The 14,179-nt window shown below is 61.4% G+C and carries 17 protein-coding genes and 1 pseudogene; 8 read left to right on the forward strand and 10 right to left on the reverse strand.

Going from position 1 to position 14,179, the window contains the following annotated elements:
• Positions 1-206: 206 nt before the first annotated feature.
• Positions 207-407 (forward strand): annotated as a pseudogene (locus HX873_RS32010) (HAMP domain-containing protein); the annotation flags it as partial.
• 114 nt (positions 408-521) lie between these two features.
• Positions 522-1,265, forward strand: coding sequence for a methyl-accepting chemotaxis protein (locus HX873_RS32015; RefSeq protein ID WP_371135980.1), 744 nt, complete (start codon positions 522-524; stop codon positions 1,263-1,265).
• A gap of 133 nt (positions 1,266-1,398) precedes the next feature.
• Here the strand turns inward: HX873_RS32015 and HX873_RS04955 are convergent, their stop codons facing one another.
• The 3 genes from HX873_RS04955 to HX873_RS04965 are packed head-to-tail and all read right to left on the reverse strand — an operon-like array spanning position 1,399 to position 2,506.
• Complete coding sequence (locus HX873_RS04955; protein ID WP_003216163.1) at positions 1,399-2,019, reverse strand: SOS response-associated peptidase; 621 nt, start codon at positions 2,017-2,019, stop codon at positions 1,399-1,401.
• A gap of 36 nt (positions 2,020-2,055) precedes the next feature.
• The gene (locus HX873_RS04960; protein WP_017477710.1) at positions 2,056-2,316 is read right to left on the reverse strand and encodes a putative signal transducing protein; all 261 of its coding nucleotides are present in this window, start codon (positions 2,314-2,316) and stop codon (positions 2,056-2,058) included.
• Between the two features lie 10 nt (positions 2,317-2,326).
• The gene (locus HX873_RS04965; protein ID WP_102369897.1) at positions 2,327-2,506 is read right to left on the reverse strand and encodes a CPXCG motif-containing cysteine-rich protein; all 180 of its coding nucleotides are present in this window, start codon (positions 2,504-2,506) and stop codon (positions 2,327-2,329) included.
• 144 nt (positions 2,507-2,650) lie between these two features.
• Here HX873_RS04965 and HX873_RS04970 point away from each other — a divergent pair, with 144 nt between their 5' ends.
• Positions 2,651-3,814 carry a 1-acyl-sn-glycerol-3-phosphate acyltransferase gene (locus tag HX873_RS04970; protein WP_029615884.1) on the forward strand — a complete coding sequence of 388 codons (1,164 nt, stop codon included), beginning with the start codon at positions 2,651-2,653 and terminating at the stop codon, positions 3,812-3,814.
• 45 nt (positions 3,815-3,859) lie between these two features.
• On the opposite strand, the gene HX873_RS04975 is transcribed toward HX873_RS04970, so the two are convergent.
• The gene (locus HX873_RS04975; RefSeq protein WP_177122440.1) at positions 3,860-4,117 is read right to left on the reverse strand and encodes a hypothetical protein; all 258 of its coding nucleotides are present in this window, start codon (positions 4,115-4,117) and stop codon (positions 3,860-3,862) included.
• A gap of 181 nt (positions 4,118-4,298) precedes the next feature.
• Between HX873_RS04975 and HX873_RS04980 the strand changes: the two genes are divergently transcribed.
• Entirely contained in the window at positions 4,299-4,508 is a 210-nt protein-coding gene (locus tag HX873_RS04980) for a hypothetical protein (protein WP_008434269.1), read from the forward strand.
• Between the two features lie 107 nt (positions 4,509-4,615).
• Here HX873_RS04980 and HX873_RS04985 read toward each other — a convergent pair whose 3' ends face one another.
• Positions 4,616-5,200: a YajG family lipoprotein gene (locus HX873_RS04985; RefSeq protein WP_003216157.1), complete on the reverse strand. Its 585-nt coding sequence runs from the start codon at positions 5,198-5,200 to the stop codon at positions 4,616-4,618.
• Between the two features lie 184 nt (positions 5,201-5,384).
• Here HX873_RS04985 and HX873_RS04990 point away from each other — a divergent pair, with 184 nt between their 5' ends.
• Both HX873_RS04990 and mqo read left to right on the forward strand, forming a co-directional pair.
• Positions 5,385-5,618, forward strand: a complete 234-nt coding sequence (locus HX873_RS04990; RefSeq protein ID WP_003216156.1) for a hypothetical protein — start codon at positions 5,385-5,387, stop codon at positions 5,616-5,618.
• Between the two features lie 727 nt (positions 5,619-6,345).
• On the forward strand, positions 6,346-7,854 hold the full coding sequence (mqo, locus tag HX873_RS04995; protein WP_003216154.1) for a malate dehydrogenase (quinone): 1,509 nt from the start codon (positions 6,346-6,348) through the stop codon (positions 7,852-7,854).
• 93 nt (positions 7,855-7,947) lie between these two features.
• On the opposite strand, the gene HX873_RS05000 is transcribed toward mqo, so the two are convergent.
• The 3 genes from HX873_RS05000 to HX873_RS05010 form a co-directional block, all read right to left on the reverse strand.
• Positions 7,948-8,235 (reverse strand): PA4642 family protein, encoded by a 288-nt coding sequence (locus tag HX873_RS05000; protein WP_003216153.1) that lies wholly within the window; start codon positions 8,233-8,235, stop codon positions 7,948-7,950.
• Positions 8,236-8,443: 208 nt separating this feature from the next.
• Positions 8,444-8,929 (reverse strand): hypothetical protein, encoded by a 486-nt coding sequence (locus HX873_RS05005; protein ID WP_177122441.1) that lies wholly within the window; start codon positions 8,927-8,929, stop codon positions 8,444-8,446.
• A gap of 61 nt (positions 8,930-8,990) precedes the next feature.
• Positions 8,991-9,548 carry a hypoxanthine-guanine phosphoribosyltransferase gene (locus tag HX873_RS05010; protein WP_003216150.1) on the reverse strand — a complete coding sequence of 186 codons (558 nt, stop codon included), beginning with the start codon at positions 9,546-9,548 and terminating at the stop codon, positions 8,991-8,993.
• Between the two features lie 165 nt (positions 9,549-9,713).
• Between HX873_RS05010 and upp the strand changes: the two genes are divergently transcribed.
• Positions 9,714-10,352, forward strand: coding sequence for a uracil phosphoribosyltransferase (gene upp / locus HX873_RS05015; RefSeq protein ID WP_003216149.1), 639 nt, complete (start codon positions 9,714-9,716; stop codon positions 10,350-10,352).
• A 2-nt stretch (positions 10,353-10,354) separates the two neighbouring features.
• Positions 10,355-11,629 (forward strand): uracil-xanthine permease family protein, encoded by a 1,275-nt coding sequence (locus HX873_RS05020; protein WP_087692860.1) that lies wholly within the window; start codon positions 10,355-10,357, stop codon positions 11,627-11,629.
• A 129-nt stretch (positions 11,630-11,758) separates the two neighbouring features.
• Here HX873_RS05020 and hisC read toward each other — a convergent pair whose 3' ends face one another.
• Positions 11,759-12,811, reverse strand: coding sequence for a histidinol-phosphate transaminase (gene hisC / locus HX873_RS05025; protein WP_003216145.1), 1,053 nt, complete (start codon positions 12,809-12,811; stop codon positions 11,759-11,761).
• Positions 12,812-12,814: 3 nt separating this feature from the next.
• The gene (gene hisD / locus HX873_RS05030) at positions 12,815-14,140 is read right to left on the reverse strand and encodes a histidinol dehydrogenase (protein WP_177122442.1); all 1,326 of its coding nucleotides are present in this window, start codon (positions 14,138-14,140) and stop codon (positions 12,815-12,817) included.
• Between the last annotated feature and the right edge of the window lie 39 nt (positions 14,141-14,179).

Consider the following 14,179-nt stretch of genomic DNA (forward strand, 5'->3'; position numbering starts at 1 on the left):
CCAACCTCGGCCAACTGAAGATCGGCGAGGTGCGCTACGACGTGGACAAGCAACACGGGCATATCGAGCTGTTCCTGCCGTTCAACATCGGCCAGACCGACGCCCGCTGGACCCTGCTCCTGCAACTGCCCCTGAGTGCGGTAATGGCCGACCTGCAGGCGATGCAGCACGACCTCGACGCCCAGCGCAAAACCGATATTTTCGGCATGGCCGTGGCCGGGCTGCTGATCGCCGGCATCGGCTTGCTGGTGATCTGGCTGGTGGGCCACGGCATTGCCCGGCCGCTCAAGCAAATGGTGGCGATGCTCAATGACATCGCCCAGGGCGAAGGCGACCTGACCCGGCGCCTGACCAGTGATCGCGCCGACGAACTGGGGGCGATTGCCAGCGGCTTCAATACATTCCTGGCCAAGTTGCAGGGGATGATTACCCAGGTGGTGAGTTCGGTGCAGAAGGTCAGCGACTCCTCGGAGCACACCGCCGACATCGCGATTCGTACCAACCAGGGCGTGCACAAGCAAATGGTCGAGATCGACCAGGTGGCTACCGCCGTGCACGAGATGACCGCGACCGCACAGGACGTGGCGCGCAACGCCACCCAGGCCGCACAGGCCGCCAGCCACGCTGATCAAGCGGCGAGCCAGGGCATGCAGATTGTGCGCGACACCTCCACCTCCATCGGCGCCCTCGCCGAGGAAATCGGCAAGGCGGTCGGTGTGGTGCAGGCGCTGGCCAAGGACAGCGAGAACATCAATGCCATCCTCACGGCGATTCGCGGGATTGCCGAGCAGACCAACCTGCTGGCGCTCAACGCGGCAATCGAAGCCGCACGGGCCGGAGAACAGGGACGCGGGTTTGCGGTGGTGGCCGACGAGGTGCGCAACCTCGCGCAGAAGACCCAGAAGGCCACCGAAGAAATCCAGGCCATGATCCAGCAACTGCAGCAGGGCACCCGCGACGTGGTGCGGGTGATGGAAGACAGCCAGAACCGCACCGATGAAAGCGTGCAGCACGCGGCCAAGGCGGCTCAGGCGCTGGAGACCATTACCCGGGCGGTGTCGGTGATCAACGACATGAACACCCAGATCGCCAGCGCCGCCGAGGAACAGAGCGCGGTGGCCGAGGACATTAACCGTAACGTGATCAATATCGGACAGGTGGCCAATGAAGTGGCAGGCGGAGCGGATGAGTCGAGCGCGGCCAGCGCAGACCTGACCAAGCTGGCGGAACAGCAGCGGCGGTTGATCAATCAGTTCAAGGTTTGAGTCAAGCGGCGCCCTTTCGGGCGCCTTCGCGAGCAAGCCCGCTCCCACATTTGATCGCATTCCTTCAGTTGAAATGCAATCAAATGTGGGAGCGGGCTTGCTCGCGAAGAGGCCGGCCGATTCAACACAACGCTCAACCCGGCGTCAGGCACTCCGGTCCATTCAGCTTCGGATCGTTGACCATATTGGCCAGCACCCGCTCGCGCAACGCGGTGGGTTCACTGGCCAACAAGGCCTGCAAGGTGTGCAGCGGGGTCTCGGGGTTCAGCCAGGCTGCCTGCCCCGCCGCATCCAGAATCAACGGTCGGCGCTGACTCTGCGCCGCCTGGGTCACCACTGCCGTACTCAGCCACACCTGCTCCTGCACCGGATACGCCTCCCAGATCGCCGCAAAGAACAGTGTGCTGCCCTCCCCCGGCGTCAGCCAGTACGGGCGCTTGCGCTGGGTGCCGCGCCATTCGTAGAAACCATTGGCCGGCAGCAGGCAGCGGCGCTGGCGAAACGCTTCGCGAAACATCGGCTGTTCGGCAAGGGTTTCCGCCCGGGCATGGGCCGGTGTACGAGAGAGATCGGTCAGCCAGGGCGGCGTCAGGCCCCAGCGCGCCCGCGCCAGGGTGTGCTGGCCGTCGCTCAGGCGCTGGATCAGCACCGAGTCATTGGGAGAGATGTTCCACTGGGCCTGCTGGTCGGCCGGGAAGCCCGGCAAGGCAGCAAACGCGGGGTTCCAGCGAAACAGGGCATAACGTCCACACATGGGGCAACACGACTCTTGGAGAAACTGGCCGACAGCCTAACAGACCAGCACGTCGGGAAAGCTGTCGGGTTCATCACCGGGCAGTGGTTGCGCACCGTTGTAGGCGGTGATCAGCTCGCGGGCGTAGGCGGCCTGGTCGTTCTCCACCGCCAGCGCCAGCAGGCCATAGATCGGCAGTTCGCCGGTACCCCCGAGCAAATCGCGCCCCACCAGGTGCGCGGTGATGCCCTCGCTTTCGAGCATGCCTTGCAGCAGCTCGCCTTCCATCAGGTTTTCCGGCTCGTAGATTCGCTGCATGGGCGTACCTTTATTCGTTCTCGCTGCGCACGTTGAGCATCCATTCGTCGTCATGAACCTGCAGCTCGAAAACAATGGGCCGGCAGCACACCGGGCAGTCCTCAATATATTCCTGATCGCCCGCCGACAGGTCCAGTAGCGCCGTGACTACCTCTCCACAATAAGGACATTCGTACGACTCCTCTTCCATCGCGGTCTCCAAGGTGACTTGTGCGTATAATCGCCGGTCTATTTACAGGGCTATTTTTCGTCCCGGCCAATTGCCCGGACCACGCCCTGATATTTATTGTTCCAAACCTTTACTTACCCTAGCCGTTTCTAACAAGAGAGCATGATGGGCGAATTCGATACCATCCGACCTTACAACGACAGCGAAGTCCCGGCAGTGCTGGCCCGACTGTTCAGTGACAAGGCCTTTCTGGACATCCTGACCCACTTTCGCTTCCCGCGCTTTGCCGGCGCCTTCGGCTGGCTGCTCAAGCCGATGATCGCTCATAAACTGCGCCGTGAGTTCGCCGGCGTCACCACCGTGGCCACGCTGCAGGACAAAGTCGAGTTTTACGTCGACCACACCATCGAGCGGGCAACCGACGGCGTGACCTATACCGGCGTGGAGCAGTTCAAATCCGGCAGCGCCTACCTGTTCCTGGCCAACCACCGCGACATCGTGATGGACCCGGCCTTCGTCAACTACGCCGTGTATCACGCCGGCCTGCCGACGCCACGCATCGCCATCGGCGACAACCTGCTGCAAAAGCCGTTTGTCAGCGACCTGATGCGCCTGAACAAGAGTTTCATCGTGCACCGCTCGATCACCGGGCGCAAAGAGAAGATGGCGGCCTACCAGTTGCTGTCGGCCTACATCAACCATTCGATTCGCAACGACTGCCAGTCGATCTGGATCGCCCAGGCCGAAGGCCGCGCCAAGGATGGGGATGATCGCACCGAGTCGGCGATCCTCAAGATGTTCCACATGAGCCGCAAGGACGAGCCGTTCGCCGAAGTCATCCAGTCACTGAACCTGACGCCGGTGTCCATCAGCTACGAATACGACCCGTGCGACGCAGCCAAGGCCCGCGAGCTGTACATCCGCGCCACCACCGGCACCTACAGCAAGGCGCCGGGGGAAGATGACGTGAGCATCGCCCTGGGCATCACCGGCTACAAGGGCCGGGTACACGTCAACTTCGCGCCGCCGATCACCGAGGCGTTCGAAGACACCAAGCTGTTGGCGATCGAAATGGACCGGCAGATCCTGGGTGGGTATCGGTTGTTCCCGGTGCATTACCTGGCGTACGCCCAATGGAGCGATGCCGATCCGCAATTGCAGGTACCGACCGCAGCCGAGGTATTCCCGGCGGACGAGTTGGCCAAGGCGAAGGCAGAGTGGGAGCGGCGCTTGAATGCGTGCCCGGCCGAGCATCGGCCGTATCTGGTGTTGCAATACGCGACGCCGGTGAGGAATCAGTACCGGGTCAAGGCCGGGATTGCCCTGTAACCCGGTACCAGCAACAGCGCTCCCACAGTTGTTTTTAGGGTGTTCCTACAATCGGGTACTAAGAAAGGACACCAGCAACGCCAGCCCCAGACAGACAAACCCCAACCGGTAGAACAGGCGATAGGTACGCTGCGTCAACACGTCCAGATACAGCATCGGCTGATCAATGGCACGCAGTTCGCTTTGCGCGGCAAGGCGGGCCATCGCGCGCTGTTCATGCAGGCGCGTGACAAACAGCAGCCATGCCGCCGGGCAGGCCAGTAACAGGGCAAGGGAATTGAGCAGTAGTGCGGTCAGCGACATCGCAAACCTCGATGTATCAGTGTCTTGGTATCAATCCAGATACAAACCTGAATGATATGCGCCGCCTGCGCGTCATTACTCCTTCCCCATTGACGGCTAATGTATCCAGTAATTTACAGCGTCACCTGAACGTCACCTTAACAAGCCACTCTGTTGCCCTTCGAAAGCCCGGGAGCTTGTCATGTTGCACGCGCAGAACCAGGATCGGCTGTATCTGATTGCCCCAAGTGATGAGCAAGAGGCCCTGGTGGGCGGCCTCGCGTTCAATGTGCAGGACCGCCACTGGCTGGTGTATTGCGCCCTCGGCGGGCATCAACATGCCGACCTGCCGGAGCTGGACTTGCTCACTGGCGTGAGTGTGCTGGACTTTTATGTCGAAACGGCTGCATGAAAACGGCAGGCGTAAAAAAACCGGGCTCAGTGATGAGCCCGGTTTTTTGATCGTTCCCACGCGCCGCAAAGGAATGCCGACTGGGGCGCTCCGCGCCCGCCTGACGTTTACTGCGAGCTGAGCAGCGAACCGATGCTCGGGTCCTTGAACAGGCGCGTCAGGGCATCGCTCAACACGTCGCTGACCAGCTTGGTGTTGGTTTCCTGGTTCGGCGCCATGCCGAAGCGCTGGTCCAGGGATGCGCCGTAACGGCCGCTGTAGCGACGGGTACCGGCAGTCACGTCGGACTTGAAGGTCGCGCCGATGGTGGCTTCAGTCACGTACAGGCCTTCCTTGGGCGACTGATACTTCAGCTCGGCCAGGGTGATGGTCAGTTGTGGCGCACCTGGCGAGTTGGAAGGGGTGAAGCCCAACAGGCGCACGGCCGCTTCGGCCTGGGCTTGCAGCTTGGGCAGCACGTCCGCACCGGTCACCGTAATGGCGCTGGTTTCCGGGTACAGGCCGCCACGGGTGCCGAGGGTCGGCGACGGACGACCGTCAACCACACGCACCGACACCGGCTGGCCATGGCCGACAGGCGCCAGCTGGGTGGTGATTTTCGGTTGCGGGCTGAGTTGTTGCGGGCTGTGGGCGCAGCCAACCAGGGTCAAACTGGTCACAGTGATCAAACCGAACAACAGGCGTTGCAACATACTCATTTCTCCAGGACTAGATGCAAACAGGGCGCCAGTATAACGGTGAGCGCTCGCCACTCACCAGAATTCCTGAACGGCGCCTGAACTGTCGGCGAAATTACAATTTTCACACAGAACCGTCACCTCAATGTCATGCCAGACTGCCAACCTTCGCAGCATGTAACGAACCGGGTACACAGCCATGCGCCTTCTCAAATCTTTGTTCTTTTCCCACGCCAGCCATCGCCACTTCGCCCTGCTCGACGCCCAAGGCTGCTGCCAGGCTTTCAAGCAGTGCAGCCTGCCGCCCGTCGGTGAAGGCTGGGTCGAAGTCGAAGAGACCCGCCTGAGCTGGATGCACCGTCCGCTGCCCGCCAGCGCGCGCGTCAGCCCCCGGGTTTCGCAGCCACAGGCACGGCACGCGTTGGCCTCCTGACCAGACTGCTAATAAAAGTCATTAAACACGTCCATTTGCGCGCATTTCTTCGCTACAATCTCCCCCCGATTATAAGGACGTCTCCTGATCGGGCCTCGCAGCATCGCTAATGCACTTGTATTAGCTCCCCCGCACCGCCCACAGAGAGCCGCCCACACAGATCGTGTGAAGCTGGCGAGCTTGCTGTTTTCTCTGCAAACCATCGTCTTTACCCGAATCTGCCAGAGCTGCCATGCGCTCGGCCACTTGAGTTGTTTGCCCGTTTTGCCGCTTGCCGGCAGTGATTTCGGGCCAGGTGCCAGGCTGGGGCAGCCCTTTTTTGAGGTTCACGTCTTCAAAAGAGCGTGAAAAAAACGGGTTTTCACAACTTCACAAGAGTGTGGCGAGCAAATGAATAGTTTTGCGTTTGTACAAGCACCATCAGCGTCTGGAACAGCCCCACCACACAGGACCGAGCACTCCTCAAGAACCGGAGCTTGAAGCCTGTCCGCTACGGATTTGGTTGCACGATCGGACGAGCTTGACCATAAGTCGAATTGCCACAGGCGCCCTTAAATGCGTTCATACGCAGATCAGGCCCGGTCGGCAGCGTCCGCTTGCGATAAATTGCGAAGAATCGGACATGGCGATCCTGGCCATGGGTAACCTGGGGCATCACGTGAACCGCCCCGTCACTCCTGGCAGCCATGCCGTCAATTTGGTGCTGCAGATTTTGGAGACGCGTTAAATGGCGCATAACGAAGCAGTCGACGTAGTACTGGTAGGTGCGGGCATCATGAGTGCCACCCTCGCCGTACTGCTCAAAGAGCTCGACCCCGGCCTCAAGCTGGAAGTCGTTGAGCTGATGGATTCGGGTGCCGCGGAAAGTTCCAACCCGTGGAACAACGCCGGTACCGGCCACGCCGGGCTGTGTGAGCTGAACTACACACCGCAGGCCGCCGACGGCTCCATCGACATCAAGAAAGCCGTGCACATCAACACCCAATTCGAGGTGTCGAAGCAGTTCTGGGCCTACCTGACCAAGAAAGGCACCTTTGGCTCGTCCAAATCCTTTATCAGCCCCGTGCCGCACCTGAGCTTCGTACAGGGCGAGAAAGGCGTGTCGTTCCTCAAGAAACGCTTTGAAACCCTCAGCCAGCACCACGCGTTCTCGGACATGCACTACACCGAAGACCGCAGCGAGATGGCCGAGTGGATGCCGCTGATGATGCCCGGCCGCCCACTGGACGAAAAAATCGCCGCCACCCGCGTGATGAACGGCACCGACGTCAACTTCGGCGCCCTGACCAACCAGTTGCTCTCGCACCTGACCAGCGCCCCGGATGCCCAGGTCAAGTACAGCAAGCGCGTCACCGGCCTCAAGCGCAACGGCGCCGGCTGGACCGTGAGCATCAAGGACGTCAACAGCGGCAATTCCCGTGATGTGGACGCCAAGTTCGTGTTCCTCGGCGCCGGTGGCGCGGCCCTGCCGCTGTTGCAAGCCTCGGGCATCGAGGAAAGCAAGGGCTTCGGCGGCTTCCCGGTCAGCGGCCAGTGGCTGCGTTGCGACAACCCGGAAGTGGTCAAGCACCACCAGGCCAAGGTCTACAGCCAGGCAGCCGTGGGTTCGCCACCGATGTCGGTGCCGCACCTCGACACCCGTGTGGTCGACGGCAAGAAATCCCTGCTGTTCGGGCCATACGCCGGTTTCACCACCAAGTTCCTCAAGCACGGCTCGTTCCTTGACCTGCCCATGTCGATTCGTGCCGGCAACATCGGCCCGATGCTGGCCGTGGCCCGGGACAACATGGACCTGACCAAGTACCTGGTCAGCGAGGTGCGCCAGTCCATGGAGCAGCGCCTGGAATCCCTGCGTCGCTTCTACCCTGAGGCAAAAGCCGAAGACTGGCGCCTGGAAGTGGCCGGCCAACGGGTGCAGATCATCAAGAAAGACCCGAAGAAAGGCGGCGTGCTGCAATTCGGTACCGAACTGGTTGCGGCCAAGGACGGTTCGCTGGCCGCCCTGCTGGGCGCGTCCCCAGGTGCTTCGGTGACCGTGTCGATCATGCTGGAACTGATCGAACGCTGCTTCCCGACGAAAGCGGCCGGTGAGTGGGCCGCCAAGCTGCACGAGATCTTCCCGGCTCGGGAAAAGGTCCTGGAGACCGATGCCGAGCTGTATCGCAAGATCAACACGCAGAACAACATCAGCCTGGAACTGGTTGAGCAGAGCAGCGAGACCGAAAGCTACGCTTGAGCGTCGTGACGCAGAGTGTCAGTGGACGCATTCCCACGCAGAGCGTGGGAACGAAAAACGCCCCAATGGGGCGTTTTTTTTCGTCCGCAACAATCAGCCGCGGGCTTGTTCGATCAGCTCGATGTACTCGGCGGCGTTGCGCTGGTCCTTGATCACTTCAACGAAGGTCAGGCCATGCTCGTCCTTGCCATCGAGGTCCAGACCGGCTTCCTTGAAGAAAACCAGGAAGCGTTCGAAGTCGTCGATACGCAGGCCGCGGTAGGCCTTGATCAGTTTGTGCAGGGACGGCGAAGTGGCGTCTACCGGCTCGAAATCCAGGAACAGCTTGATTTGCTCGTCGCCGATTTCATCACCAATCACCTGTTTCTTATCTTTACGCATTACCGACTCCAGCCTGCAGACATTTACACGGGAAAAGCAGTTTACCTGCGGCACCGCGGCTTCGAAAGCTACGCGAACCAATGTGGGAGCCGGCTTGCCTGCGATAGCGGTGCATCAGTGCCAGATGGGCCAACGGACCCACCGCTATCGCAGGCAAGCCAGCTCCCACATTGACTGTATTTACACCGCCGAATGCGCGTCGGCTGGATTATTTGGCGCGCACCGCCCCGGTGTGCAAATCGGCCCAGATATGGCCGTTGGCGTAAGTGAGGAACTGCACATAGACCGTGTCGTTGCGCAGCAGATCGACGATCACCCGATACTGGGTCATCGGGTACGACAAGGTCAGGGTTTTGCTTTTATCGTCGAACACCGGCTTTTTCAGGCTTTTGCTTTCGGCATCGAAATTGAGGATCACCTGGGCGATGGTCGCGCCTTTGTTCAGGGACTTGCCCTTGAGGCGGATCATCAACGGCGAGGTCACCGGGATCGGCTGCTGGGTGGATTGGCGCTGGTTACCCACCACCACCGAATACTCGGTGACTTGCAGCAATTGCTGCTGGTCCGGGGTTTCGGCGCGCAGGGCCAGGTCGTCGGGCGGCAGGAATTGGCTGTGCAGCGGCGCCGGAGCAGCCGCCAGGGGCAAACTGAGGGTCAGCGCCAGGGAGGCGCAGGTGCGAATCAACAGGCTCATGAACAGCTCCAGACGCAGGGGCCAAGCACGATAGCATGACAACCCTGCGCCTGAATCCCGCTTACATCCCTTTGACGGCGTAGATCCCATTGGCGTTGCGCCAGTAGCCTTTGTAGTCCATGCCGTAACCGAAGATGTAACGGTCAATGCACGGCAGGCCCACGTAATCGGCTTTCAGGTCCGGACGGGCCTTGCGGTCGTGGTCCTTGTCGATCAGCACGGCAGTGTGCACCTTGCGCGCGCCGGCGTGTTTACAGAAGTCGATGATCGCGCCCAGGGTGTGACCTTCGTCGAGGATGTCGTCGATGATCAGCACGTCGCGGTCGATGAACGAGACTTCCGGCTTGGCTTTCCAGAACAGGTCGCCGCCACTGGTTTCATTGCGATAGCGAGTGGCGTGCAGGTAGGACGCTTCCAGCGGGAATTGCAGGTGGGTGAGCAATTTACCGGCGAAAATCAGGCCACCGTTCATCACGCAAAAGACCACCGGGTTGGTGTCGGCCATTTCACGGGAGATGTGCGCGCCGACCTTGGCGATGGCCTCTTCGACTTGCGCTTCGGTGTACAGGCAGTCAGCCTCGCGCATGATTTGACGGATATGCTCGAGATCAGCGGACATGGCGCTCTCCAAGGGGGTGCTGTGGCAAGAAAAGCGGGCAAAGGTACGCATGTGAGGCCCAACGTTCAAGCCTTAATGGACTAACGTACTAGATGTCTATAGGACAACACCCTCGGATAGATTAATCTAGGCCGGTTTTTTTGCCCGCCGCCGGAGCCTTTCCCCATGCCCATCCGTGAGATCCGCCATCCGCTGATCCGACATAAACTCGGCCTTATGCGCCGCGCCGACATTAGCACGAAGAACTTCCGTGAGCTTGCTCAGGAAGTCGGAGCGCTGCTCACCTACGAGGCGACCAAAGACCTGCCCCTGGAAAACTACGAGATCGCCGGTTGGTGTGGTCCCGTCCAGGTCGAGAAAATCGCCGGCAAGAAGATTACCGTGGTGCCGATCCTGCGTGCCGGTATCGGCATGCTCGAAGGCGTGCTCAGCCTGATCCCGGGTGCCAAGGTCAGCGCCGTAGGCGTGGCCCGCAACGAAGAGACGCTGCAGGCCCACACCTACTTGGAAAAACTGGTACCGGAAATCGACGAGCGCCTGGCGATGATCATCGACCCGATGCTCGCCACCGGCAGCTCCATGGTTGCCACCATCGACCTGCTGAAAAAAGCCGGTTGCAAGGACATCCGCGCCATGGTGCTGGTGGCCGCTCCCGAAGGCATCGCCGCCGTCGAGAAAGCCCACCCGGACGTGTTGATCTACACCGCATCCATCGATGAACGCCTGAATGAACATGGCTACATCATCCCGGGCCTGGGCGATGCCGGCGACAAGATCTTCGGTACCAAGCAGAAGGACGCGTGACCATGCAGGATGAGTTCAACGACCCGCTTTGGCGCCAGATCCTGTCTGGCGCACAGATGCTCTTCGTAGCATTTGGCGCGCTGGTGTTGATGCCGCTGATCACCGGTCTCGATCCAAACGTCGCCCTGTTTACCGCAGGCTTGGGCACCTTGTTGTTCCAGGTGGTTACCGGGCGCCAGGTACCGGTGTTCCTGGCGTCGAGCTTTGCGTTTATCACCCCGATCATTCTCGCCAAGGGCCAGTTCGGCCTCGCGGCGACCATGGGCGGCGTGATGGCGGCCGGCTTCGTTTACACCTTCCTGGGCCTGGCCGTGAAGATCAAGGGCACCGGTTTCATCGACCGGCTGCTGCCGCCGGTGGTGATCGGGCCGGTGATCATTTCCATTGGCCTGGCCATGGCGCCGATTGCGGCCAATATGGCGATGGGCAAGGCCGGTGACGGCAGTGAGTTGATCCACTACCAGACCGCCATGCTGATCTCGATGCCGGCGCTGCTGACCACGCTGATCGTGGCGGTGTTCGGCAAAGGCATTTTCCGCCTGGTGCCGATCATCTCCGGCGTGCTGGTGGGTTTCGCCATGTCGTTCTACTTCGGCGTAGTCGACACCGCGAAGATCGCCGCCGCACCGTGGTTCGCCCTGCCCCACTTCACCGCGCCGGAATTCAACTGGCAGGCGATCCTGTTTATCGTCCCGGTGGCCCTGGCCCCGGCGATCGAACACATCGGTGGTGTGATTGCGGTGGGCAGCGTGACCGGTCGCGACTACCTGAAGAAGCCTGGCCTGCACCGCACCCTGCTGGGTGACGGGATCGCCACCACCGCTGCCGGCCTGTTCGGCGGCCCGCCCAACACGACCTACGCGGAAGTGACGGGCGCGGTGATGCTGACCAAGAACTACAACCCGAAGATCATGACCTGGGCGGCGGTGTTTGCCATCAGCCTGGCGTTTATCGGCAAGTTCGGCGCGCTGCTGCAAAGCATTCCAGTCCCGGTAATGGGCGGGATTCTGTGCCTGCTGTTCGGCTCGATTGCCGCAGTGGGGATGAACACCCTGATCCGCCACAAGATCGACCTTGGCGAAGCGCGCAACCTGGTGATTGTGTCGGTGACCCTGGTGTTCGGGATTGGCGGTGTGCTGGTAGGCACCGGCACTGGCCCGGATGACTTTGGCCTGAAGGGTATCGCCCTGTGTGCGGTGGTAGCGATTGCGTTGAATCTGCTGCTGCCGGGCAATGATGGCTGGAAGAACAGGAAGCCGGATGAGCCGCTGATCTAACTGCCAACGCAAAACCAATGTGGGAGCGGGCTTGCTCGCGAATGCAGTGTGTCATTCAGCACATCAGTGACTGAACCACCGCATTCGCAAGCAAGCCCGCTCCCACATTTTTTTGAGTTTCAGTGTGGCTTACAGCTCGCCCAACGCATCGATCAGCGCCTGGTTCTGCTCCGGCGTGCCAATACTGATCCGCAGGAACTGGGCAATCCGCTCCTGCTTGAAGTGCCGCACAATCACCCCCTGCTCCCGCACCTTGGCTGCCAGCCCGGCAGCGTCGTGCCCTGGATGCCGGGCAAAGATGAAGTTGGCCGCCGACGGCAGTACTTCAAACCCCTTGGCCTGCAGTTGCGCCACCAGCTTTTCACGGCTATCGATCACCAACTTGCAGGTATTCCGGAAGTATTCGCGGTCTTCAAAAGCGGCGGCCGCGCCGACAATCGCCAGACGGTCCAGCGGGTAGGAGTTGAAGCTGTTCTTGACCCGCTCCAGCGCCTCGATCAGGTCCGGGTGGCCCACGGCCAGGCCCACCCGCAAACCGGCCAGGGAGCGCGACTTGGAGAGGGTCTGGGTCACCAGCAGGTTCGGGTAACGGTCCACCAGGCTGATGGCGGTCTCGCCGCCGAAGTCGATATAGGCTTCATCGACCACCACCACCGAGTCCGGGCTGGCCTTGAGGATTTGCTCCACGGCGTCCAGCGCCATCACGCAACCGGTCGGCGCGTTCGGGTTCGGGAAGATGATCCCACCGTTGGGCCTGGCGTAGTCCGACACGCGGATCTGGAACTGTTCATCCAGCGGCACTGCGTCGAAGGCAATGCGGTACAGGCCGCAGTACACCGGGTAGAAGCTGTAGCTGATGTCCGGGAACAGCAGCGGCAGGTCGTGCTGGAACAAACCGTGGAAGATGTGCGCCAGGACTTCATCGGAGCCGTTGCCGAGGAACACCTTGCCCGCGTCGATCCCGTAGTACTTGGCCACCGCCTGCTTGAGCAGGTCGCTGTTGGGGTCCGGGTACAAACGCAGATTGTCGTTCAGCTCGGCCTGCATGGCAGCCAGCGCCTTGGGCGATGGGCCGTAGGGGTTTTCATTGGTGTTGAGTTTTACCAGCTTGGTCAGCTTCGGTTGCTCACCGGGCACGTAAGGCACGAGATCCTTGACGAGCGGGCTCCAGAATTTGCTCATGTTTCAGTTCCCCTGCTTATCGTCAACGATGCGGTATTCGGCGCTGCGGGCGTGGGCGGTCAGCGACTCGCCACGGGCCAGCACGGAAGCGGTCTTGCCCAACTCCGACGCGCCCTCTGGCGAGCAGAAGATGATCGACGAGCGCTTCTGGAAGTCATATACGCCCAGCGGCGAGGAGAACCGCGCAGTGCCCGACGTGGGCAGCACGTGGTTGGGACCTGCGCAGTAGTCGCCCAGGGCTTCGCTGGTGTGGCGGCCCATGAAGATCGCGCCGGCGTGGCGAATCAGCGGCAACCAGGCTTGTGGGTCGGCGACGGACAACTCCAGGTGTTCCGGGGCGATGCGGTTGGCCACTTCGATGGCTTGCTCCATGTCGCGGACCAGGATCAGGGCGCCACGGCCATTGATCGACTTCTCGATGATCTCGGCGCGCTCCATGGTCGGCAGCAGCTTGGCGATGCTGGCGGCGACCTTGTCCAGGAATTCGGCATCCGGGCTGACGAGGATCGCCTGGGCGTCTTCGTCGTGCTCGGCCTGGGAGAACAGGTCCATGGCGATCCAGTCCGGGTCGGTCTGGCCGTCACACACCACGAGGATTTCCGAAGGGCCGGCGATCATGTCGATGCCGACCTGGCCAAATACATGGCGCTTGGCCGTGGCCACGTAGATGTTGCCCGGGCCAACCACCTTGTCGACCTTCGGCACGCTTTCGGTGCCAAAGGCCAGGGCCGCTACCGCTTGGGCGCCACCGATGGTGAACACGCGATCAACGCCCGCGATGCAGGCCGCTGCCAGCACCAGTTCGTTGATTTCGCCGCGCGGCGTAGGTACCACCATGACCACCTCGGTCACGCCGGCCACCTTGGCCGGAATCGCGTTCATCAGTACCGAGGACGGGTACGACGCTTTGCCGCCCGGCACGTACAGGCCGGCACGGTCCAGCGGCGTGACCTTCTGGCCCAGTACGGTGCCGTCGGCCTCGGTGTAGCTCCAGGAATCCTGTTTCTGTTTCTCGTGGTAGCTGCGCACCCGCGCGGCCGCCACTTCCAGGGCTTCGCGCTGGGGCGCGGTGATGCGGGTCAAGGCCAGTTCCAGGCGTTCGCGGGGCAGGATCAGGTCGGCCATGGAGGCGACATCCAGGCCATCGAACTGCCGGGTAAAATCAACCAGCGCCGCGTCACCGCGCTCGCGCACGGCCTTGATGATGTCGAGCACCCGCTGGTTGACCGAATCGTCGGACACGCTTTCCCAGCTCAGCAGATGATCCAGATGATGGGCGAAATCCGGGTCGGCAGCGTTGAGTCGGGCAATTGCAGTGGACGTGGTCATAGCGAGGGCCTCATAGGAATGGCAAAAATGCTCAGGCGC

This window comes from Pseudomonas sp. P7758 (genome assembly GCF_013386485.1).
In the GTDB taxonomy this organism is placed as follows: domain Bacteria; phylum Pseudomonadota; class Gammaproteobacteria; order Pseudomonadales; family Pseudomonadaceae; genus Aquipseudomonas.

Coding starts and splice junctions, on each gene's coding strand:
- HX873_RS04955 (WP_003216163.1), bottom strand. CDS start 2,019: ATGTGTGGACGTTATGCCCTGTTTCGCTGGAACCCCGCGTTTGCTGCC.
- HX873_RS05020 (WP_087692860.1), top strand. CDS start 10,355: ATGCAGGATGAGTTCAACGACCCGCTTTGGCGCCAGATCCTGTCTGGC.
- HX873_RS04970 (WP_029615884.1), top strand. CDS start 2,651: ATGGGCGAATTCGATACCATCCGACCTTACAACGACAGCGAAGTCCCG.
- HX873_RS04960 (WP_017477710.1), bottom strand. CDS start 2,316: ATGCAGCGAATCTACGAGCCGGAAAACCTGATGGAAGGCGAGCTGCTG.
- hisC (WP_003216145.1), bottom strand. CDS start 12,811: ATGAGCAAATTCTGGAGCCCGCTCGTCAAGGATCTCGTGCCTTACGTG.
- HX873_RS05000 (WP_003216153.1), bottom strand. CDS start 8,235: ATGCGTAAAGATAAGAAACAGGTGATTGGTGATGAAATCGGCGACGAG.
- HX873_RS05005 (WP_177122441.1), bottom strand. CDS start 8,929: ATGAGCCTGTTGATTCGCACCTGCGCCTCCCTGGCGCTGACCCTCAGT.
- HX873_RS04980 (WP_008434269.1), top strand. CDS start 4,299: ATGTTGCACGCGCAGAACCAGGATCGGCTGTATCTGATTGCCCCAAGT.
- HX873_RS04975 (WP_177122440.1), bottom strand. CDS start 4,117: ATGTCGCTGACCGCACTACTGCTCAATTCCCTTGCCCTGTTACTGGCC.
- upp (WP_003216149.1), top strand. CDS start 9,714: ATGCCCATCCGTGAGATCCGCCATCCGCTGATCCGACATAAACTCGGC.
- HX873_RS04985 (WP_003216157.1), bottom strand. CDS start 5,200: ATGTTGCAACGCCTGTTGTTCGGTTTGATCACTGTGACCAGTTTGACC.
- mqo (WP_003216154.1), top strand. CDS start 6,346: ATGGCGCATAACGAAGCAGTCGACGTAGTACTGGTAGGTGCGGGCATC.
- HX873_RS05010 (WP_003216150.1), bottom strand. CDS start 9,548: ATGTCCGCTGATCTCGAGCATATCCGTCAAATCATGCGCGAGGCTGAC.
- HX873_RS04965 (WP_102369897.1), bottom strand. CDS start 2,506: ATGGAAGAGGAGTCGTACGAATGTCCTTATTGTGGAGAGGTAGTCACG.
- HX873_RS32015 (WP_371135980.1), top strand. CDS start 522: ATGGTCGAGATCGACCAGGTGGCTACCGCCGTGCACGAGATGACCGCG.
- HX873_RS04990 (WP_003216156.1), top strand. CDS start 5,385: ATGCGCCTTCTCAAATCTTTGTTCTTTTCCCACGCCAGCCATCGCCAC.
- hisD (WP_177122442.1), bottom strand. CDS start 14,140: ATGACCACGTCCACTGCAATTGCCCGACTCAACGCTGCCGACCCGGAT.